Source organism: Phenylobacterium sp. (assembly GCF_030698145.1).
Classification (GTDB): Bacteria; Pseudomonadota; Alphaproteobacteria; order Caulobacterales; family Caulobacteraceae; genus Phenylobacterium.
Genome location: NZ_JAUYNW010000086.1, coordinates 1 through 19,002, shown reverse-complemented (window position 1 = coordinate 19,002; position 19,002 = coordinate 1). Strand labels below are relative to the sequence as shown.

18 protein-coding genes, 1 tRNA gene and 1 pseudogene are annotated in these 19,002 nt (G+C 69.7%); 8 read left to right on the top strand and 12 right to left on the bottom strand.

All coding sequences use genetic code 11. The annotated features are described in order from the left end of the window. Positions 1–71 precede the first annotated feature (71 nt). Entirely contained in the window at positions 72–512 is a 441-nt protein-coding gene (locus tag Q8Q77_RS12945; protein WP_305583996.1) for a VOC family protein, read from the top strand. Then, positions 509–1,291 (top strand): SDR family NAD(P)-dependent oxidoreductase, encoded by a 783-nt coding sequence (locus Q8Q77_RS12940; RefSeq protein WP_305583995.1) that lies wholly within the window; start codon positions 509–511, stop codon positions 1,289–1,291. Before Q8Q77_RS12945 ends, Q8Q77_RS12940 begins: the two co-directional genes overlap by 4 nt. Here the strand turns inward: Q8Q77_RS12940 and Q8Q77_RS12935 are convergent. The 5 genes from Q8Q77_RS12935 to hutI are packed head-to-tail and all read right to left on the bottom strand — an operon-like array spanning position 1,288 to position 7,073. Beyond that, on the bottom strand, positions 1,288–1,857 hold the full coding sequence (locus Q8Q77_RS12935) for a HutD family protein (RefSeq protein ID WP_305583993.1): 570 nt from the start codon (positions 1,855–1,857) through the stop codon (positions 1,288–1,290). The two genes, Q8Q77_RS12940 and Q8Q77_RS12935, sit on opposite strands and share 4 nt — an antisense overlap. Beyond that, complete coding sequence (gene hutU, locus Q8Q77_RS12930) at positions 1,854–3,521, bottom strand: urocanate hydratase (protein ID WP_305583992.1); 1,668 nt, start codon at positions 3,519–3,521, stop codon at positions 1,854–1,856. The genes Q8Q77_RS12935 and hutU overlap by 4 nt, the downstream gene beginning before the upstream one ends. 8 nt (positions 3,522–3,529) lie before the next feature. Beyond that, positions 3,530–4,342: an N-formylglutamate deformylase gene (gene hutG / locus Q8Q77_RS12925; protein ID WP_305583991.1), complete on the bottom strand. Its 813-nt coding sequence runs from the start codon at positions 4,340–4,342 to the stop codon at positions 3,530–3,532. Continuing rightward, complete coding sequence (gene hutH, locus Q8Q77_RS12920; RefSeq protein ID WP_371130452.1) at positions 4,339–5,871, bottom strand: histidine ammonia-lyase; 1,533 nt, start codon at positions 5,869–5,871, stop codon at positions 4,339–4,341. Before hutH ends, hutG begins: the two co-directional genes overlap by 4 nt. After that, entirely contained in the window at positions 5,868–7,073 is a 1,206-nt protein-coding gene (gene hutI / locus Q8Q77_RS12915; RefSeq protein WP_305583990.1) for an imidazolonepropionase, read from the bottom strand. Before hutI ends, hutH begins: the two co-directional genes overlap by 4 nt. Before the next feature lie 65 nt (positions 7,074–7,138). Here hutI and Q8Q77_RS12910 point away from each other — a divergent pair, with 65 nt between their 5' ends. Both Q8Q77_RS12910 and hutC read left to right on the top strand, forming a co-directional pair. Then, positions 7,139–8,509, top strand: coding sequence for a formimidoylglutamate deiminase (locus Q8Q77_RS12910; RefSeq protein WP_305583989.1), 1,371 nt, complete (start codon positions 7,139–7,141; stop codon positions 8,507–8,509). After that, positions 8,506–9,213 carry a histidine utilization repressor gene (gene hutC / locus Q8Q77_RS12905; protein ID WP_305583988.1) on the top strand — a complete coding sequence of 236 codons (708 nt, stop codon included), beginning with the start codon at positions 8,506–8,508 and terminating at the stop codon, positions 9,211–9,213. The genes Q8Q77_RS12910 and hutC overlap by 4 nt, the downstream gene beginning before the upstream one ends. Here the strand turns inward: hutC and Q8Q77_RS12900 are convergent. Both Q8Q77_RS12900 and epmA read right to left on the bottom strand, forming a co-directional pair. After that, positions 9,171–10,232, bottom strand: coding sequence for a lysine-2,3-aminomutase-like protein (locus tag Q8Q77_RS12900; RefSeq protein WP_305583987.1), 1,062 nt, complete (start codon positions 10,230–10,232; stop codon positions 9,171–9,173). The two genes, hutC and Q8Q77_RS12900, sit on opposite strands and share 43 nt — an antisense overlap. 34 nt (positions 10,233–10,266) lie before the next feature. Then, positions 10,267–11,322, bottom strand: a complete 1,056-nt coding sequence (epmA, locus tag Q8Q77_RS12895; RefSeq protein WP_305583986.1) for an EF-P lysine aminoacylase EpmA — start codon at positions 11,320–11,322, stop codon at positions 10,267–10,269. A gap of 134 nt (positions 11,323–11,456) precedes the next feature. On the opposite strand from epmA, the gene efp reads away from it, so the two are divergent. Then, positions 11,457–12,023, top strand: a complete 567-nt coding sequence (gene efp / locus Q8Q77_RS12890) for an elongation factor P (protein ID WP_305583985.1) — start codon at positions 11,457–11,459, stop codon at positions 12,021–12,023. Positions 12,024–12,374: 351 nt separating this feature from the next. On the opposite strand, the pseudogene infA reads toward efp, so the two are convergent. Both infA and Q8Q77_RS12880 read right to left on the bottom strand, forming a co-directional pair. After that, positions 12,375–12,590: pseudogene (gene infA, locus Q8Q77_RS12885) on the bottom strand (translation initiation factor IF-1); the annotation flags it as partial. A gap of 106 nt (positions 12,591–12,696) precedes the next feature. Then, positions 12,697–12,906, bottom strand: coding sequence for a cold-shock protein (locus Q8Q77_RS12880; protein ID WP_305583984.1), 210 nt, complete (start codon positions 12,904–12,906; stop codon positions 12,697–12,699). A gap of 329 nt (positions 12,907–13,235) precedes the next feature. On the opposite strand from Q8Q77_RS12880, the gene Q8Q77_RS12875 reads away from it, so the two are divergent. Together Q8Q77_RS12875 and Q8Q77_RS12870 are read left to right on the top strand one after the other, a co-directional pair. After that, the gene (locus Q8Q77_RS12875) at positions 13,236–13,703 is read left to right on the top strand and encodes a DUF4126 family protein (protein WP_305583983.1); all 468 of its coding nucleotides are present in this window, start codon (positions 13,236–13,238) and stop codon (positions 13,701–13,703) included. Beyond that, positions 13,703–15,076, top strand: coding sequence for an FAD-containing oxidoreductase (locus Q8Q77_RS12870; RefSeq protein ID WP_305583982.1), 1,374 nt, complete (start codon positions 13,703–13,705; stop codon positions 15,074–15,076). Before Q8Q77_RS12875 ends, Q8Q77_RS12870 begins: the two co-directional genes overlap by 1 nt. 50 nt (positions 15,077–15,126) lie before the next feature. On the opposite strand, the gene Q8Q77_RS12865 is transcribed toward Q8Q77_RS12870, so the two are convergent. Then, positions 15,127–15,202, bottom strand: a tRNA-Asn gene (locus tag Q8Q77_RS12865). A gap of 313 nt (positions 15,203–15,515) precedes the next feature. Here Q8Q77_RS12865 and Q8Q77_RS12860 point away from each other — a divergent pair. Next, positions 15,516–16,925: a Mur ligase family protein gene (locus Q8Q77_RS12860; protein WP_305583981.1), complete on the top strand. Its 1,410-nt coding sequence runs from the start codon at positions 15,516–15,518 to the stop codon at positions 16,923–16,925. On the opposite strand, the gene Q8Q77_RS12855 is transcribed toward Q8Q77_RS12860, so the two are convergent. Both Q8Q77_RS12855 and Q8Q77_RS12850 read right to left on the bottom strand, forming a co-directional pair. After that, positions 16,922–17,833: an alpha/beta fold hydrolase gene (locus Q8Q77_RS12855; RefSeq protein WP_305583980.1), complete on the bottom strand. Its 912-nt coding sequence runs from the start codon at positions 17,831–17,833 to the stop codon at positions 16,922–16,924. The genes Q8Q77_RS12860 and Q8Q77_RS12855 overlap by 4 nt on opposite strands. Positions 17,834–17,931: 98 nt before the next feature. After that, positions 17,932–19,002 (bottom strand): acyl-CoA dehydrogenase (locus Q8Q77_RS12850; RefSeq protein WP_305583979.1); only part of this gene is annotated, 1,071 nt, incomplete at its 5' end.

Sequence of the window (19,002 nt, the reverse complement as noted above, 5' to 3'; positions counted from 1 at the left end):
GCAGCACAGCCTTGCGTAGACCTTAACCTAACGGCACACCACGCGCCGAGTGTTCAAAGGGAGCTCACGTCGTGAAGTATCTACACACCATGGTCCGCGTGGCCGATCTTGACGCTTCGCTTGACTTCTACTGCGAGAAGCTCGGTCTCGTTGAGGTCTCGCGTAACGAGAATCCGGGCGGACGCTTCACCCTGGTCTTCCTCTGCGCCCCCGGCGATCGGGAGGCTGCGGCTGAGCGCAAGGCTCCGACCGTGGAGTTGACCTACAACTGGGACGCCGAGGACTACGGCGGCGGGCGCAATTTCGGACACTTGGCCTATGCGGTCGACGACATCTACGAGACTTGCCAGCGCCTGGCCGATGGCGGCGTGACGATCAACCGGCCGCCCCGGGACGGACGCATGGCCTTCATCCGCTCGCCGGACGGCATTTCCATCGAACTGCTGCAGGCCGGACCGGCCAAGGCTCCGGCCGAACCCTGGACCTCCATGCAGAACGTAGGCGCCTGGTGAGCGGCCGGCTGGAAGGCCGCTGCGCCCTGATCACCGGGGCGGCGGGCGGCATTGGCCTCGGCTGCGCCGAGGCCTTCGCCAAGGAGGGCTGCGACATGGTCCTCATGGACATCGACGGCCCGCGCGTCACCGCCGCGGCGGCCGACCTGGCCAAGCGCTCGGGCCGCAAGGTCCACGCCCTGGCCTGCGACGTCGCCGACGCCGATGCGGCGCGGGCCGGCGTGATCAAGGCCGCGGCGCTGATGGGGCGCATCGACATCCTGGTGAACAACGCCGGGGTTCTGGCCCCGGGCGACATCCTCGACGCCGAGCTTGAGGACTTCGACCGGGTGCTGGCCATCAACCTGCGCGCGCCTTTCGTGATCGGCCAGACCGTCGCGCGCCACATGGTCGACGCCAAGATCAAGGGCGCGATCATCAACATGTCCTCGATCAACGCGATCATGGCGATCCCGAACCAGATCGCCTACGTGACCTCCAAGGGCGGCATCGGCCAACTCACCAAGGCCATGGCGCTGGGCCTCGCCCCCCACGGTATCCGGGTCAACGCCATCGGGCCGGGCACCATCGTCACCGACATCCTGAAGGGCGTGATGGAGAACGACGACGCGCGCCGCAGGGTCCTGCAGCGCACGCCGCTGAAGCGCTTCGGCCAGCCCGAGGAGATCGGTCGCGTGGCAGTGTTCCTGGCCAGCGAGGACTCCTCCTACATGACCGGCCAGACCATCTATCCGGACGGCGGCCGGCTGGCCCTGAACTACACCGTGCCGGTGGACTAGGTATCGATCTCGGCGAGGATCAGCCGCACCGCCCCGGCGAAGGTCACCGGGGTCCCGCTCGGGACCAGCAAGGCGTCCTCGCGTTCCAGCCTGGCCTCGCCGCCGGGCCAGCCGGCTGTGACAGGCTCCAGGGCGAACATCAGGGTCTGGGTCGCCGCCCCTGTGAGGGCGTCTCCGGCGTCCAGCGAACGGCGCCGCACGTGGGCCCGCCACGCACCGCGCCGGACCATGACATTGAGGTCGCTGATCGCGCCTAGGCGCAGGCTCGCCTCGCAGCGCGCCTCGCCGGGAAAGGGCAGGGGCGGCGAAGCGGCGTCGAGCATCACCGCCGCCCGGCCGTCGATGGACAGGGAAAGGCCCGCGCCCTCGATCACCGTCAGCACACGGTCGATCCCGGGGAAGGCCGAGAACGGGCCGCCCTGCGTCACGTCGGCGACGCTGATCCGCCAGTCGAAGGTCTCCATGTCCGCGTCGGGCGGGGAGACCGCCAGTTCGCGGGTGACCCCGCCGCCGTTCTTCCACGGCGTCGCGATCCGGTCGGCGGCGCGCAGGACCTGGACGCTCACGGTAGGATGCCCGGCAGGTCGAGCCCCTTCTCGCGGGCGACCGCCAGCGCGATGTCGTAGCCCGCATCGGCATGGCGCATGACCCCGCTGGCCGGGTCGTTCCACAGCACGCGCTCAAGCCGCTTGGCCGCCGCCGGGGTGCCGTCGGCGACGATGACCATGCCGGCGTGCTGCGAGAAGCCCATGCCCACCCCGCCGCCATGGTGCAGCGACACCCAGGTGGCGCCTGAGGCGGTGTTCAGCAGGGCGTTGAGCAGCGGCCAGTCGGAGACCGCGTCGGAGCCGTCGCGCATGGCCTCGGTCTCGCGGTTGGGCGAGGCGACGGAGCCTGAGTCCAGGTGGTCGCGGCCGATCACCACCGGGGCCTTCAGCTCGCCCGAGGCCACCATCTCGTTGAAGGCCAGGCCCAGGCGATGGCGGTCCCCGAGACCCACCCAGCAGATCCGCGCCGGCAGGCCTTGAAACTTGATCCGCTTGGCGGCCATGTCGAGCCAGTTGTGCAGGTGGGCGTTGTCGGGGATCAGTTCCTTGACCTTGGCGTCGGTCTTGAAGATATCCTCCGGGTCCCCCGACAGCGCCGCCCAGCGGAACGGCCCGATCCCGCGGCAGAACAGCGGGCGGATATAGGCCGGCACGAATCCCGGGAAGTTGAAGGCGTTGGTCACGCCTTCCTCCTTGGCCATCTGGCGGATGTTGTTGCCGTAGTCGACGGTCGGCACGCCCACCGCCTGGAAATCCAGCATCGACTGGACGTGCTCGGCCATCGAAGCTCGCGCGGCTTCCTCCACCTGCTTGGGGTCCTGGTCGCGCATGGCCGCCCACCGCTCCAGGCTCCAGCCCTTGGGCAGGTAGCCGTTGATCGGGTCGTGGGCTGAGGTCTGGTCGGTGAGCAGGTCGGGCCGCACCCCGCGCTCGAACATCAGCGGCAGCAGTTCGGCGGCGTTGCCGAGCAGGCCCACCGAGATCGGGGTCTTGTCGCGGCAGGACTGTTCGATCCAGGCCAGGGCCTCGTCGAGGTCCTCGGTGGATCGGTCGAGATAGCCGGTGCGCAGACGCATGGCGATGCTGGCCGGGTTGCACTCGATGGCCAGGCACGAGGCCCCGGCCATCACCGCGGCCAGCGGCTGGGCCCCGCCCATGCCGCCCAGGCCCGCGGTCAGCAGCCAGCGGCCGGAGAGGTCGCCGCCATAGTGCTGGCGGCCCATCTCCACGAAGGTCTCGTAGGTGCCCTGCACGATGCCCTGGGCGCCGATATAGATCCACGAGCCGGCGGTCATCTGGCCGTACATGGCCAGGCCCTTGCGATCGAGCTCGTTGAAATGCTCCCAGGTCGCCCAGCGCGGCACCAGGTTGGAGTTGGCGATCAGCACCCGCGGCGCGTCGGCGTGGGTCCGAAACACCCCCACCGGCTTGCCCGACTGGACCAGCAAGGTCTCGTCGTCCTCCAATCGGCGCAGGGTCTCGACGATCTTGTCGAAGCTCTCCCAGTCCCGCGCCGCCCGGCCGATGCCGCCATAGACCACCAGCTCCTCCGGGCGCTCGGCCACGTCGGGGTGCAGGTTGTTCATCAGCATCCGCAGCGGCGCTTCGGTGAGCCAGCTCTTGGCGGTGAGGGTCGTGCCCGTGGCGGGACGGATGACGCGGGTGGTGTCGAGGCGGGTCATGGCGGGGCTCAGGCTTTGGCGAAGGCGAGGCAGGCCTTCAGGACATCGGTGAGGGCCGCGCGCATGGGCGCGGCCTGGGCGTCGGAATAGGGGGCGGGCCAGGTGGCCGGGGTCGGCGCCTCGGACGGATCGTCCATGTAGCCGCGGCAGGCGAGCTCCATCTGGATCGCGTGGACGCCGGCCTGCGGCTGGCCGTAGCGGCGCGTGGTCCAGCCGCCCTTGAAGCGGCCGTTGGTGACGCGGGAATAGCCGCTGGCGTCGCAGGCCGCCTCGACCGCCGCGGTCAGGGCTTGAGCGCAGCTCGCCCCGGAATTGGTGCCCAGGTTGAAATTCGGCAGCTCGCCCTCGAACAGCCGCGGGATCACTGAGCGGATCGAGTGGGCCTCATAGAGCACCACCTTGCCGTGGACCGAGCGCAGCCGCGCCAGCTCGGCGTCCAAGGCCGCGTGATAGGGCTCGAAATAGGTCGTCCGACGCCGTGCGACCTCCGCCTCGTCGGGGCCGGCCCCGTCATAGATCGGCTCGCCGTCGAAGGTGGTGGTCGGGCAGAGCTCGGTGGTCGCCTGGCCCGGATAGAGCGAGGCGCCGGACGGGTCGCGGTTCACGTCGATCACCGTGCGGCTGATGGCGGTACGCACCGTGGTGGCGCCCAGGTCGTGGGCGAAGCCGTAGAGCCGGTCAATCCACCAGTCGGCGTCCTTGCGCGCCAGCCAGGGCGAGACCATGCGCTTCTCGATCTCCAGCGGGATCAGGGTCCCGGTGTGCGGGAAGCTGACCACCAGGGGCGCGTCGCCGCGATGGACCTCCAGCCACTCCATCACGAGACGCCCGGCAGGGGGACGGCGCCGGCCGCGGCGATCACCGCGCCGGAGCGCACCAGGGCGATGGCGGCGACCATGTCGGGGTGGAAGTGGCGATCGTCGGTGAGGTGCGGGACCTGGCCGCGCAGCAGGGCGCGGGCCGCCTCCAGAACCGCGCTGGAGGTCAAGGGCGCGTGGAAGTCGCAGCCCTGGACGGCGGCCAGCAGCTCGATCCCGATCACCGCGGTGGCGTTGTCCACCATGCCCAGCAGCCGGCGCGCGCCGTGGGCGGCCATGGAGACGTGGTCCTCCTGGTTGGCCGAGGTCGGGATGGAGTCGACGCTGGCCGGAAAGGCCTTCTGCTTGTTCTCCGAAACCAGGGCCGCGGCGGTCACCTGCGGGATCATGAAGCCGGAATTGAGCCCCGGCTTGGGGGTTAGGAAGGCAGGGAGACCCGAGAGCGCCGGGTCGACCAGCATGGCGACCCGGCGCTCGGCCAGCGAACCGATCTCGCACACGGCCAGCGCGATCATGTCGGCCGCGAAAGCCACCGGCTCGGCGTGGAAGTTGCCGCCGGACAGCGCCTCGTCGGTGTCGGGGAAGATCAGCGGATTGTCGGTGACCCCATTGGCCTCGGTTCCCAGGGTCATCGCCGCCTGGCGAAGGACGTCGAGGGCCGCGCCCATCACCTGGGGCTGGCAGCGCAGGCAGTACGGGTCCTGCACCCGCTCATCGCCTTGCAGGTGCGAGGCGCGGATCGCCGAGCCGGCCATCAGGGCGCGCAGGGCGTCGGCGGTCTCGATCTGGCCCGCGTGGCGGCGCAGGGCGTGGATGCGAGGATCAAACGGGGTGTCCGAGCCCTTGGCGGCCTCGGTGGAGAGGGCGCCGGTCACCAGCGCGGTCTGGAACAGCCGCTCGGTCTCGAACAGGGCCGCCAGCGCATTGGCGTTCGAGAATTGGGTGCCGTTCAGCAGGGCCAAGCCTTCCTTGGGACCCAGGGTCAGGGGCGCGAGGCCGGCCTGGGCCAGGGCGGCGGCGGCGGGCAGGCGGGCCTCGCCGACGAAGATCTCGCCGACCCCGATCATGGTGGCGGCCATGTGGGCGAGCGGGGCCAGGTCGCCCGAAGCGCCCACCGAACCCTGCGCCGGGATCACCGGGGTCAGGCCCTTGGCCAGCATGGCCTCCAGCAGCGCGATCGTAGCTGGTTTTACGCCGGAAGCGCCCTGGGCCAGGCTCGCCAGCTTGAGCGCCAGCATCAGCCGGATCACCGGAACCGGCGACGGCTCGCCAACGCCCGCGGCGTGCGACAGCACGATATTGCGCTGCAGGGTCTCTAGGTCGCCTGCCTCGATGCGGACGCTGGCCAGTTTCCCGAAGCCGGTATTGATGCCGTAGACCGGCTCGCCCCGGGCCAGGATGCGCTCTACGGCCGCCGCGCTGGCGGCGATCAAGGGGGCGGAGGCCGGGTCGAGGGTGGCGCGCGCGCCGCCGTAGATGGCCCGCCATTCCGCGAGGCTCACCGCGCCGGGCCGCATGACGACGTCGTTCATAGTCCACTCCAGACGCGGGCATGGAGCGGGTTGAACCCCATGCGATAGACGAGTTCGGCCGGGCGCTCGATGTCCCAGATGGCGAGGTCGCAGCGCTTGCCGGGCTCCAGGGTCCCGGTCTCGGCCAGCAGGCCCAGCGCCCGGGCCGCCTCGCGCGTGACGCCGGCCAGGCATTCCTCGACGGTCAGCCGGAACAGGGTCGCGCCCATGTTCATGGTGAGCAGCAGAGAAGTCAGCGGCGAGGTGCCTGGATTGCAGTCGGTGGCCAGGGCGATCGGCACGCCGGCGGCGCGCAGGGCCTCGATCGGCGGCAGCTTGGTTTCGCGGACGAAGTAGTAGGCGCCGGGCAACAGGGTGGCGACGACGCCGGCCCTGGCCATGGCCGCGATTCCGGCCTCATCCAGGTGCTCAAGATGATCGGCCGACAGCGCCCCGAACTCGGCCGCCAGCGCCGCGCCATGCAGGTTGGAGAGCTGCTCGGCGTGCAGCTTCACGGGCAGGTCATGCGCCTTGGCCGTCTCGAACACGCGACGGGTCTGGGCGGGGGTGAAGCCGATGCCTTCGCAGAAGGCGTCCACAGCGTCTGCCAGGCCCTCGGCGGCGAGCGACGGGATCATCTCGCGGCAGACCAGGGCGATATAGCCGTCCGCGTCGCCGGCGAATTCGGGGGGCAGGGTGTGGGCGCCCAGGAAGGTGGTCCTGATCGTCACCGGCCGTCGGCGGGCCAGGGCGCGGGCGGCCCGCAGCGACTTCAGCTCGTGCTCCAGCGACAGGCCGTAGCCGGACTTGACCTCCACCGTGGTGGCGCCCTCGGCGATCAGGGCGTCCAGGCGGGACAGGGCGGTTTCGACCAGCGCGTCCTCGCTGGCCGCCCGCGTGGCGGCCATGGTCGAGACGATGCCGCCGCCCGCCCGGGCGATCTCCTCATAGGAGGCGCCGGCCAGCCGAAGCTCGAACTCGTGGGCGCGATCGCCGCCGAACACCAGGTGGGTGTGGGGGTCGATCAGGCCGGGCGTGATCCAGCGGCCCTCGCAGTCGATGACCTCGGCGGCCTCGAAGACCGGCGCCTCGAAGGCCGGACCGGCATAGACGATGCGGCCGTCGAGCGCGGCGATGCATCCATCCTCCACCTCACCTAGCCCCGGCCGCCCGGAGGCGAGCGTGGCGAGGCGGGCCCGGGCCCAGACCCTGTCGCAGCGCATGGCCGCCTCCTTCCCTCGGTCGTCGAATATGTATAGACATATGTCCGAGACGGGAGGCTTGTCCAGTGACCGATCCGACGACGACCCTATGGTTCGAGAGCGCCCTCCTGGAAAACGGTTGGGCGCGGGACGTCCGGCTGACGCTGAGGGGCGGCCAGATCGCCGGCGTCGAGACCGGGACGGGGCGCTCCGCCCACGAGCCGGCCAACGGTCCGGCGCTGCCTGGCCTGCCCAACCTGCACAGCCATGCTTTCCAGCGCGGCATGGCGGGGCTGGCCGAGGTGCGCGGCCCCGCCGGCGACAGCTTCTGGACCTGGCGCGAGGTCATGTACCGATTCCTGCAACGCCTCGGGCCCGAGGAGGTCGAGGCCATCGCCGCCCAGGCCTATGTCGAGATGCTGGAAGCCGGTTTCACGCGGGTGGGCGAGTTCCACTACCTCCATCACGACCGCGGAGGCGGGGCCTTCGCCGATCCCGCAGAGATGGCGGCCCGGATCGCCGCGGCGGCCGACGAGAGCGGCATCGGCCTGACCCTGCTGCCGGTGTTCTACGCCCATTCGGGCTTCGGCGGCGCTGCGCCCACGGCGGCCCAGGCGCGCTTCATCCATGACGTCGACGGGTTCGCCCGTCTGCTGGAGGCCAGCCGCAAGGCTCTCGCAGGCCTGACGGGTGCGGTTGTGGGGCTGGCCCCGCACAGCCTGCGCGCCGTGACGCCGGAGGAACTGACGGCCCTGGTGTCGCTGGGGGGCGACAGGCCGATCCACATCCACATCGCCGAGCAGACCCAGGAGGTCCAGGACTGCCTGGCCTGGTCCGGCCAGCGTCCGGTGGAATGGCTGATGTCCCACGCCCCGGTCGACGCGCGCTGGTGCCTGGTCCACGCGACCCATGTCATGCTGGAGGAGATCGCCGACATGGCCCGGTCCCAGGCGGTGGTGGGACTCTGCCCGATCACCGAGGCCAATCTGGGCGACGGCCTGTTCCTGGCGCCGGAGTTCCGCCAGCAGGACGGTCGGTTCGGGATCGGCTCGGACTCCAATGTCCTGATCGACGCGGCCGAGGAGCTGCGGACCCTGGAATACGGCCAACGCCTGGCGCGGCGGAACCGCAACGTCATGGCCGCCGAGCCCGGCGACTCGACCGGCGCGGCCCTCTACCGTGCGGCCCTGGCCGGCGGGGCCCAGGCGCTGGGCGTGGGCGCGCCCCGATTGGCGGTCGGCGAGCCCGCCGACATCGTGAGCTTCGATCCCGCCCATCCGGTCCTGGTCGGCCGCCAGGGCGACGCCCTGGTCGATAGCTGGGTGTTCGCCGGACGCCAGGGGGTGGTCGACGGGGTCTGGCGGGCCGGCGTCAAGCGGGTGAGCGGCGGACGCCACCACGCCCGTGACGCCGTCGGCGCGCGCTACCGCAAGGCCATGGCGGGCGTGCTGGCATGAGCGCGACGCTGCACCAGCGCATCCGCACTGAGATCGAGGACCAGATCCTCTCCGGCGCCTGGCCGCCGGGCCATCGCGTGCCCTTCGAGCATGAGCTGATGGCGACCTACGGCTGCGCCCGGATGACGGTGAACAAGGCCCTCTCGGCCCTGGCGCAGGACGGCCTGGTCGAGCGCCGCCGCCGAGCGGGGACCTTCGTGGCTCGGCCGAAAGTGCATTCGGCGGTGCTCGACATCCCCGACCTGCGCTCCGAGGTGACTCGGCGCGGCCAGCCCTATGCGTTCCGGTTGATCTCGGTTCGTCGCAGGGCGGCCAAGGGCCCGGCGGAGACCGAACTCGCCGGCGGAGGCGCCTTGTTGGAGTTGAGGGGCCTGCACCTGGCCGCGGGCCGGCCCCTGGCCATCGAGGACCGCCTGATCAGCCTGGCCGTGGCGCCCCAGGCCGCCGAGGTCGACTTCGCGCAGGACCCGCCGGGCGCCTGGCTGCTGGAGCACGTGCCCTGGACCGAGGCCGAGCACCGGATCAGCGCGCTGAACGCCGACGCGGCGAGCGCGAAACTGCTGGAGATTCCCCGCGGCACGGCCTGCCTGGCCGTGGACCGCCGCACCTGGCGCGGCGCCGTCCACGTCACCCAGGTGCGCCAGCTCTTCCCCGGCGAGGCCTATGATCTCGTGGCGAGGTTCGGGGCGTCGCGGGGCGGGTAGGCGTGCTGCGTCCCGTTCGGGTCGGTCACCCGGGCGCCGTCGGCGCTCAGATAGCTCGGTCCCACCGGCGCCTTGCCGTGGCCGCCGGGGATGTCGAGCACATAGGTCGGCTGGCAGAGCCCCGAATAGTCGCCGCGCAAGGCCCTCATCAGGGCCTGGCCCTCGTCGATCGTGGTCCGCAGGTGGCTGGTGCCCGGCGCCAGGTCGCCCTGGTGCAGGTAATAGGGCTTGATCCGCGTCTCGACGAAGGCGCGCATCAGGGCGCCCAGGGTCGCGGGATCGTCGTTGACGCCCTTCAGCAGGACGCTCTGGCTGACCAGCGGCACGCCCGCGTCCACGAACCGGGCGCAGGCGGCCCGCGCGGCCTTCGTCAGCTCGCGCGGATGGTTGGCGTGGATCGCCACATAGACCGCCTTGCCGGGCCGCTGCAGCGCCGCGACCAGCTCGTCGGTGATCGCCTCGGGTTGTACGACGGGAACTCGCGTGTGGAAGCGCACCACCTTTACGTGATCGACGCCGTCCAGCCGGTCCATCAGGTCGGCCAGGCGCCGCGGCGAGAGCACCAGGGGATCGCCGCCGGTGACGATCACCTCCCAGATTTCCGGACGCGCGGCGATATAGGCGATCGCGGCGTCCAACTCGGCCGGCGTCAGCGCGCCCAGGCCCTGGGGCCCGACCATCTCGCGGCGGAAGCAGAACCGGCAATAGACCGCGCAGGTGTGGGTCACTTTCAGCAGCACGCGGTCGGGGTAGCGGTGGACGATCCCCTCGATCGGGCTGCGGACCTCGTCGCCGGTGGGATCGGCGTTCTCGTCGGGGTGGAGGTCGAGTTCGCGCTGGTCGGGCAGGAACTGGCGCGCGATCGGATCACCGGCGGCCTCCACCAGCTCGGCCATGGCCGGGGTGACGGCCACGGCGTACTGCGCGGCCACGCGCTCCAGGTCAGCCAGCTGGTCGGCCGGGATCAGTCGGGCCTCGGCCAGGGCGCGGGCGCTGCGCAGGGTGGTCTGGAAGGTCATGGCGCCATATGGCCCAAGGGGCGGCGCCGAGCAATCAGTCGGTCGCCGCCACCGGTGTCCACAGCACCTGCTCGATACGGCTGGCGCCGGTCGCCAGCATCACCAGCCGCTCGAAGCCCAGCGCGATCCCGCAGGCGTCGGGCATGTGCGCCAACGCCGCCAGGAAATCCTCGTCGAGGGGATAGCGCTCTCCGTGGACCCGAGCCTTCTCGTCCATTTCGATCTCGAACCGACGCCGCTGCTCGGCCGGATCGGTGAGCTCGCCGAAGGCGTTGGCCAGCTCCACCCCGCAGGCATAGAGCTCGAAGCGCTCGGCCACCCGTGGATCGGCGGCCTTGGGCCGCGCCAGGGCCGCCTCGCAGATCGGGTACTCGCAGAGGATCGTCGCGCGGCCCAGGCCGAGATTCGGCTCGATCTTCTCGACCAGCACCCGGCTGAACACGTCGGTCCAGGTGTCGTCGGGCGCCACGCGTATGCCGGCCGCGATGGCGGCCTGCGCCAAGGCGTCGCGGTCGCTGGACCCGTCGGCCGCGACGGTGGCCAGCAGGTCGACGCCGGCGAAGCGCTCGAAGGCCTGCGCCAGGGTCACGCGCTCGGGCTCGGCGAACGGGTCTGCGGTCTTGCCGCGCCAGGTCAGGGCCTTGGTTCCCACCGTCTCGGCGGCCAGGGCCATCAGGGCGGCGCTGTCGGCCATCAGGGCCTCATAGGTCTCGCCCGCCCGGTACCACTCCAGCATCGTGAACTCGGGATGGTGCAGCGGCCCGCGCTCGCGGTTGCGCCAGACCCGGGCGAAATCGAAGATCCGGGTCTCTCCGGCCGCCAGCAGTTTCTTGGCCGCGAACTCCGGCGAGGTGTGCAGGTAGAGCGGCGAGCGGGCGCCGTCGGTGGTGACCGCCTCGGTGGCGAAGGCGTGCAGGTGGGCCTCGTTGCCTGGCGATACCTGGAGGGCCGCGGTCTCCACCTCGGTGAAGCCCGCGTCGTCGAACCAGGCGCGCAGCGCGCGCTTGATGGCGTTGCGCGCGATCAGGAACGGCCGGCGGTCAAGGTGGTTGTCGGCGCGCCACCAGGGCGAGGGGAGGAGGCTCGGCATGCTGCTGTTTACGGTGTCGCAGGCCCCGCGCGAAGCGGGAGAGCTATGGCGATCCTGGCAAGGTTCGCTATAGGGGCGGGCAAAGCATCATCGACGCGGCCGACGAATCCGCCGCGAACCCGAGGAAGACCGACTTGAAGGTAATCGCCAGCTCCCTGCGCAAAGGCGCCGTCGTCGACATCGACGGCAAGCTGTATGTGGTCCTGAACGCCGAGAACATCCATCCCGGCAAGGGCACGCCGGTGACCCAGCTCAACATGCGGCGCATCTCCGACGGTGTGAAGGTCTCGGAACGCTACCGCACCACCGAGCAGGTCGAGAAGGCCTTCGTGGACGACCGCAACCACACCTTCCTGTACCAGGACGGCGACGGCTTCCATTTCATGAACCCGGAAAACTTCGACCAGCTCACCGCCAGCCCCGACGTGATCGGCGACGCTGCACCGTTCCTGCAGGAGGGCATGACCATCCAGCTCGCGACGCACAACGACGTGCCGATCGCCATCACCCTGCCGCGCACGGTGACCCTGGAGATCGTGGAGACCGAGCCGTCGGTGAAGGGCCAGACCGCCTCGTCGTCCTACAAGCCGGCCCTGCTGTCGAACGGCGTGAAGACCACCGTGCCGCCCTATATCGCCGTCGGCACCCGGGTGGTGATCCTCACCGAGGACAACAGCTACCTGGAACGCGCCAAGGACTAGCAGGCTGTTGAAAAAGTCGGGAGTTCACGGAACGTCCCAGAACGAACAGGAATCGAAGGGAGCTCAATGAGCGACCAAAGCGAGTCCAATTTTACTTTTTCAACAGCCTGCTAGGCGCGCACGATCTGACTCCGCCTAGATGCTCCCCCTCTGGGGGAGCTGTCAGCGAAGCTGACTGAGGGGGACTTTGACTCGCTTTCGGGGGCTTCAACCCCCTCCGTCTCGTCGCGACGAGGCGACGATCCACCTCCCCCAAACCGCGCTGCGCGCTGGGGGAGGATCTCGCTCAGCGCACTACCGCTTGCGGAACGTGGGCCGCGCGCCGCCGCCGCCGACCCGGGGGCCGTCGGTCTTGTGGCGATAGGTGATGCGGCCGCGGGTCAGGTCGTAGGGGGTCATCTCGACGATGACGCGGTCGCCGACCAGCGAGCGGATGCGGTTCTTCTTCATCTTGCCCGCCGTGTAGGCGAGAATCTCATGATCGTTGTCCAGCTTCACGCGGAACCGGCCCTCAGGCAGCAGTTCGACGATCAGTCCGTCAAATTCAATCAGCTCTTCCTTGGCCATACGAGGCCTCCTCTCCGCCGGAACGCCGGCGAGGTCGTCGAAAAATGAAAACGGGCCGGCGTGAGCCGGCCCGTCTGGCAGAGGCGGGCTTGCGCCCGCTAAGGCCTTAGGCGGATTGCAGCTGACCAGCCGACATCTTGCCGCTGCGCTGATCGCGCTCGAGTTCGAACGAGACGCGTTGGCCTTCGTTCAGCGAACCCATGCCGGCGCGCTCAACGGCCGAGATGTGCACGAACACGTCGGCGCCGCCGTCGTCAGGTTGGATGAAGCCGAAGCCCTTGGTTCCGTTGAACCACTTAACAATACCGGTAGCCATGAGAAGTCCCCTTCCGGGTCTTATATATTTCCCCGCGCCAAGAGCGGCATAGGGATCCAATTTCGGAGAGGGTCGAGGGCAGGTCCGGATATTCGAGTTACCTCGAACTGGGGATAGCGGCCGAACCAAAACGATATTCGATACGGTCGTAGACCATCTACTGGCCCAAAAAGCAATTTGTTTCGGCAGGCATCGTCATCACGCCGTGCTGATCTGGCGAAATCGACGCGCCGCCAGGGTTGCGGCGCGTCGCGATAACCCTTCGAATTGCGCCTATGCCGCGCAGGCGTCCGGTGAGAAGCTGAGCCGTCCTTCCGGGAGATCGCGCCATGACGTTCTACGTCCTCGCCCTGTCGATCGGCGTCATCGCCGGCCTGCGGGCCATGACCGCGCCGGCCGCGGTGAGCTGGGCCGCGGCCCTGGGCTGGCTGGCGCTGGACGGCACGCCCCTGGCCTTCCTGGGCTTCAAGTACGCCCCCTGGATTCTCACGGCGCTGGCGGTCGTCGAACTGGTCGCCGACCAGCTTCCCAAGACCCCCAGCCGCAAGGTTCCCTTGCAGTTCGGGACCCGGCTGCTGACCGGCGCCCTGGCCGGCGCGGCCATCGGCGCCGGCCAGGGCCAGCTTGTGGGCGGCCTGATCGCCGGCGTCACGGGCGCGGTGATCGGTACGCTGGGGGGCTATGAGGCGCGCCGCCGCCTGACCGCCGCCATCGGCGGGCGCGACTTCCCCATCGCCCTGCTGGAGGACGCCGTGGCCGTCGGCGGCGCCTATCTGATCGTGACCTCGCTCGGCTGATGGCGAGGTTCGACGCCATCGTCATCGGCGCGGGCCAGGCCGGGCCGTCCCTGGCCGTGCGGCTGGCCGGGGCAGGGATGAGCGTGGCCCTGGTCGAGCGAAAGCTGTTCGGCGGCACCTGCGTCAACACCGGCTGCATGCCCACCAAGACCCTGGTGGCCAGCGCCTACGCCGCCCACCTGGCCCGCCGCGCCGCGGACTACGGCGTCACTATTTCCAGCGAGGTCGGCGTCGACATGGCCCGGGTGAAGGCCCGCCAGGACATGGTGGTCACCGACGCCCGGAGCGGCGTCGAGTCGTGGCTCAGGGGGACCAAGGGCGTCGCGGTCTACGTAGGTCACGCTCGATTCGAATCGCCCCGCGCGGTGCGGGTGGGCGAGGACCTGCTGGAGGCGGAACGCATCTTCATCAATGTGGGCGGCCGCGCACTGGTCCCCGACATGCCCGGCGTGAACGAGGTCGACTACCTCACCAACACCTCGATTCTCGCCCTGGACGTCCTGCCGCGCCACCTGGTGGTGGTCGGCGGCAGCTATATCGGGCTCGAGTTCGCCCAGATGTACCGCCGCTTCGGCGCCCAGGTCACGGTGGTCGAGAAGGGGCCGCGGCTGATCGGCCGTGAGGACGAGGACGTGTCCGAGGCCATCCGCGAGATCCTGGAAGGCGAGGGGATCGCCTTCCGCCTGAAGGCCGAGTGCATCAGCTTCCGCCAGCACGGCCCCCACATCGCCGTGGGCGTGGACTGCGAGAACGGCGCGCCCGAGGTGCTGGGCTCCCATGCCCTGCTGGCCGTAGGTCGGCGGCCCAACACCGACGACCTGGGCCTGGGCAAGGCCGGGGTCGCCCTGGACCCACGCGGCTATATCGTGGTCGACGACCAGCTCCGCACCAATGTGGAGGGCATCTGGGCCATGGGCGACTGCAACGGCAAGGGCGCCTTCACCCACACGGCCTACAACGATTTCGAGATCGTCGCGGCCAACCTGCTGGACGACGACCCGCGCCGGGTCAGCGACCGCATCTCCGCCTACGCTCTCTATGTCGACCCGCCGCTCGGGCGGGTGGGCATGTCGGAAGCCGAGGCGCGTGCCTCGGGACGCAAGGTCCTGGTCGGCACGCGGCCGATGAGCCGGGTCGGACGGGCCGTGGAGCGCGGCGAGACCCAGGGCTTCATGCGCATCCTGGTCGACGCCGACAGCCGCGAGATCCTGGGCGCCTCGATCCTGGGCGCCTCGGGCGACGAGGCGATCCACGGCGTGCTCGACCTGATGTACGCCAAGGCGCCCTATTCGGTGCTGCAGCGGGCGGTGCATATCCACCCGACGGTCGCCGAATTGATCCCGACCATGCTGGGCGAGTTGAAGCCGCTTTAGCGCCGGTTTCGGGAGAAGGAGGCGGCCCTGCGCGCCTCAAAAGATCCAAATGGCTCCCCGAGCAGGACTCGAACCTGCGACAAGTCGGTTAACAGCCGACTGCTCTACCAGCTGAGCTATCGGGGATCACATTGGAGGCGGCGATATACGTCGCGTCGGGCGGGCGCGCAAGCCATGGATATCTTGCCGCCCAGCTTGCTTGAGAAAAAGGGGCCAGCCTCGAAAAAAGAGCCCGGCCGAGGCCGGGCTTTACGAAGTCGGTGATGGTGGGGTGTCTTCCGGAGAAGACGACGTCAGGTTCCGCCGACATGGTTAAGCAAGGATTAAGGCCCCCTGGGGCCTGATCCAAAACGCCGCGTCGGGCAGGCGAGCCTTGAGGCCGCCCGCCATCCTCCGCTAGTCAGTACGGGGGCGGGCCGTGCGCCGGGAGCAGTTTGGAATGCGGATCCATTTCACGGGAATAGCCGGGGCCGGGATGAGCGCCGTGGCGCTGTTGATGCGCGACGCGGGCCACGAGGTCTCGGGCTCCGACGAAGACGTCTTCCCGCCCATGTCGACCTATGTGGAGGCCCTGGGTTTCCCGTTCCACCGCCGCTTCGACGCGGCCAACCTGCCCGCGGGTCTCGACGTCCTGGTGCTGGGGACCAGCGCCAAGCTGGGCGCGGAAGCCAATCCCGAGGTCATCGCCGCCCGCGCCCGCGGCGTGCGGGTGACCACCTTCGCCGAGATGCTGGGGGAGGCGACGCTGGGCCGCGAGGTCACGGTGGTGGCCGGCTCGTTCGGCAAATCCAGTTGCACGGCGCTGATGGCCCATATCCTGCGCCAGGCCGGGACCGATCCGGGCTGGATGGTCGGCGCCATCTCGCCCTCATTGCCGGAAACCGGCCACTGGGGCGCGGGCCAGGTGGTGCTGGAGGGCGACGAGTACATCGTCTCGGCGACCGATCGCCGCTCGAAGTTCGCCCTCTACCACCCCGACCACCTGCTGCTGACCTCGCTGATCCACGACCACGTCAACGTCTTCCCGACCTTCGCCAACTATGAGGCGCCGTTCGTCGAGCTGCTGCAGGGCCTGCCGGCCAGCGGCCTGGCGGTGCTGCAGGATCATCCGGCGATCCGCGCCGTGGCCCATCACACCAAGGCCCGCGTGGTCTGGTACGACACCGCCCCCTGCGACGGCTGGTTCAGCCGCGACGTGACGTTCGGCGACACCACCAGCTTCACCCTGGTCGCGCCGGACGGCCGCGAGACCGCCCTGCGCACCCAGCTGCTCGGCGCGCACAACGTGGAGAACATCGTCGGCGTGGCGGCTTACCTGCTGGAGCGCGGCCTGGTGAGCCCCGACCAGCTCGCCCGCGCCCTGGAGAGCTTCGGCGGCATCCGTCGCCGCCTGGACCGCCTGACCGCCAGCTCCTCGGTCCCGGTGATCGAGGGCTTTGGCTCGTCCTACGAAAAGGCCCGCTCGGCCATCGAGGCGATGATCCTGCACTATCCGCAGCGCCCGCTGATCGTGGTCTTCGAGCCGCACACCTTCTCCTGGCGCTCCCGCGACGCGCTCGCCTGGTACGACACGGTGTTCGAGGGCGCGGCCAGGGTGCTGATGATCCCGCCGCCCACCCACGGCGCGGCCAGCCACCACCAGTCCACCCACGAGGAGATCGTCGCCCGCACCGCCGCCGCCGGCGTGCCGGTGCAGGGCGTCGCCAGCGCCCAGGCGGTCATCGAGGCGCTGTCGGACCTGCGCGGCGACGAAGCCGTCCTGCTGCTGTCGTCCGGCCCCCTGCTGGGCCTGCCCGACAGCCTGCCGCCGGTGTTCGACCGCCTCTATGGCGCGGCCGTCGCCGCCTAGGCCGCGGCGATCCGCGCCGCGATCAGCGGCTGGAGCCAGGCGCCGCGGTCTATGAGGCCCATGTGCGTCGTGCCCGGCAGGACGGCGAGCTGGGCGCCGGGGATCAGCCGTTTCATCTCCGCGGCGTGCTCGATGCGGGTGAAGTCGTTGTCGCCGATGGCCACCAGCGTCTTGGCGCGAATGGAGCCGAGCTGCGACGGGGTCCAGCCCTCCCACGACGCCAGCATGGCGTTCAGCTTCTCCAGCACCGGGAAGAAGGTCTCCGGCTTGGGATTGTGCTTGTTATAGTTGGCTTGCCAGGCGGCGAAGTCGGCCTCCGTCGGCAGCAGCGGCGCTAGCTCCGCCGAGGGCTCCTTGATCTCGCCGCGCTGCAGCTTGGCCAGTTCGGGCAGCATGCCGTCGAGATTGTAGCTGGCGCCCACCGTGGTCAGGCTGGCCGCCAGGGCCGGATGGCGGATCGCTACGCCCGTCGCGATCATTCCGCCCAGGCTGTGGCCGAACAGGTGGGCCTGCTTGACGCCCAGATGGTTGAGCAAGCCGGCCACGTCGTCGCTCATCCGCTCGAGCTTGAACGGGCCCTCGCGGTCGCCCGTGTGCCCGTGGCCCTGGGGCTCGATGGCGATGATCGGCCAGGTCTTGGAGAACCGCGGGATGATGTCGGCGGTGAAGGCCGTGTCGATCGCCATCACCCCGCCGGGCAGCAGCACCATCGGCGTCTGGCCGCCGGTCGGCGAGCCGCCGTGCAGCTCATAATAGACGCTGAGGCCGTCGACCTCGGCATATCCGCCGGTCTTCGTCTTGGTTTCCATGGCAAATCCCCTGTCGCTCGCGGCGAGCCCGGCGGCGGCCGACGCGCCCGCGGCCAGCATCAGCCGCCGGCTGGGGCTGTGGCCTGTCGGTATCGTCATCAAGCGTCCTCCGGTCCGGTTACACTGGAACGACGAACGAGGACGCCCCGACCCGACATCAGGCCGAGAAAATAGTCGACCTCACAGCGTCGTCCCAGTCAGTGGCGCGCCGGGATAGGTTGCACATATTCGCCGCCCGCGGCCTCCGCCTCTTTGAACTGCGCTCGCTTGGGCCCGAGATAGCCGAACAGGAAGGCGGCGACCTTGCGCATCTGGATCTCTTCCGAGCCCTCGGTGATCCGGTAGCGGCGGTGGTGGCGGTAGATGTGCTCGAAGGGCTTGTGGCGCGAATAGCCGATGCCGCCGTGCACTTGCATGGCCCGGTCGGCGGCCTCGCAGACCAGGCGGTTGGCCCAGTAGTTACACATGGAGACCTTGTCGGAGATCGTCCGCTCGATCTCCTTGTGCTCCATGCGGTCCATGTCCCAGGCGGTCTTGCGGATCAGCAGGCGCAGCATCTCGGCCTGGGTGGCCAGCTCCACCAGCGGGAACTGGATGCCCTGGTTGTCCGACAGCGGCTTGCCGAACGGCTTGCGGTTGCGCGCGTATTTCACGCTCTCCTCGATGCAGTAGACCGCCGCGCCGAGCGAGGACGCCGCCTGGCGGATGCGGTTCTGATGCACGAAGCTCTGTCCCAGCCCCAGGCCCCGGTCGATCTGGCCCCAATAGCTGTCTTCGGGGATCCAGACATTGGTGAAGCTGACCCGCGGGTGGTCCGTGGGCATGTTGAAGGTCCACAGATACTCCTCGACCTTCACGCCGGGGGTGTCGGCGGGGACGATGAAGCAGGTGATCCCCTTGGCGTCGCCGTCCTCGCCGCTGGTGCGCGCGAAGACCATGACGTGGGTCGCCACGTGCATCCCCGTGGTCCACATCTTTTCGCCCTGGATCAGCCAACCGGGCTTGCCGTCCTTCTCCTGCGGAACCGCGGTGGTCTCCATGAAGGTGGCGTCCGAGCCGTGGTTGGGTTCGGTGAGCCCGAAGCCCGTGCGCATCTGGCCGGCCAGCAGCTTGGCGCCGTCGCGGTCGTACTGGGCGTTGGTGGCGAACTCCTTGAACATCAGGATGAAGGGGTTGTTGCCGACGATGGAGTGCTCGTTCTGCAGGTCGTTGTGCAGGCCCAGGCCCTTGGCGGCCAGGTGCTCGCGGATCACCGCCATGTCGAGGTT

Bases quoted from the DNA above. Each gene is read 5' to 3' on its own strand.
- hutU (WP_305583992.1), bottom strand. From the start codon at position 3,521: ATGACCCGCCTCGACACCACCCGCGTCATCCGTCCCGCCACGGGCACG.
- hutH (WP_371130452.1), bottom strand. From the start codon at position 5,871: ATGAACGACGTCGTCATGCGGCCCGGCGCGGTGAGCCTCGCGGAATGG.
- hutI (WP_305583990.1), bottom strand. From the start codon at position 7,073: ATGCGCTGCGACAGGGTCTGGGCCCGGGCCCGCCTCGCCACGCTCGCC.
- hutC (WP_305583988.1), top strand. From the start codon at position 8,506: ATGAGCGCGACGCTGCACCAGCGCATCCGCACTGAGATCGAGGACCAG.
- Q8Q77_RS12900 (WP_305583987.1), bottom strand. From the start codon at position 10,232: ATGACCTTCCAGACCACCCTGCGCAGCGCCCGCGCCCTGGCCGAGGCC.
- epmA (WP_305583986.1), bottom strand. From the start codon at position 11,322: ATGCCGAGCCTCCTCCCCTCGCCCTGGTGGCGCGCCGACAACCACCTT.
- Q8Q77_RS12880 (WP_305583984.1), bottom strand. From the start codon at position 12,906: ATGGCTACCGGTATTGTTAAGTGGTTCAACGGAACCAAGGGCTTCGGC.
- Q8Q77_RS12875 (WP_305583983.1), top strand. From the start codon at position 13,236: ATGACGTTCTACGTCCTCGCCCTGTCGATCGGCGTCATCGCCGGCCTG.
- Q8Q77_RS12870 (WP_305583982.1), top strand. From the start codon at position 13,703: ATGGCGAGGTTCGACGCCATCGTCATCGGCGCGGGCCAGGCCGGGCCG.
- Q8Q77_RS12860 (WP_305583981.1), top strand. From the start codon at position 15,516: ATGCGGATCCATTTCACGGGAATAGCCGGGGCCGGGATGAGCGCCGTG.
- Q8Q77_RS12855 (WP_305583980.1), bottom strand. From the start codon at position 17,833: ATGACGATACCGACAGGCCACAGCCCCAGCCGGCGGCTGATGCTGGCC.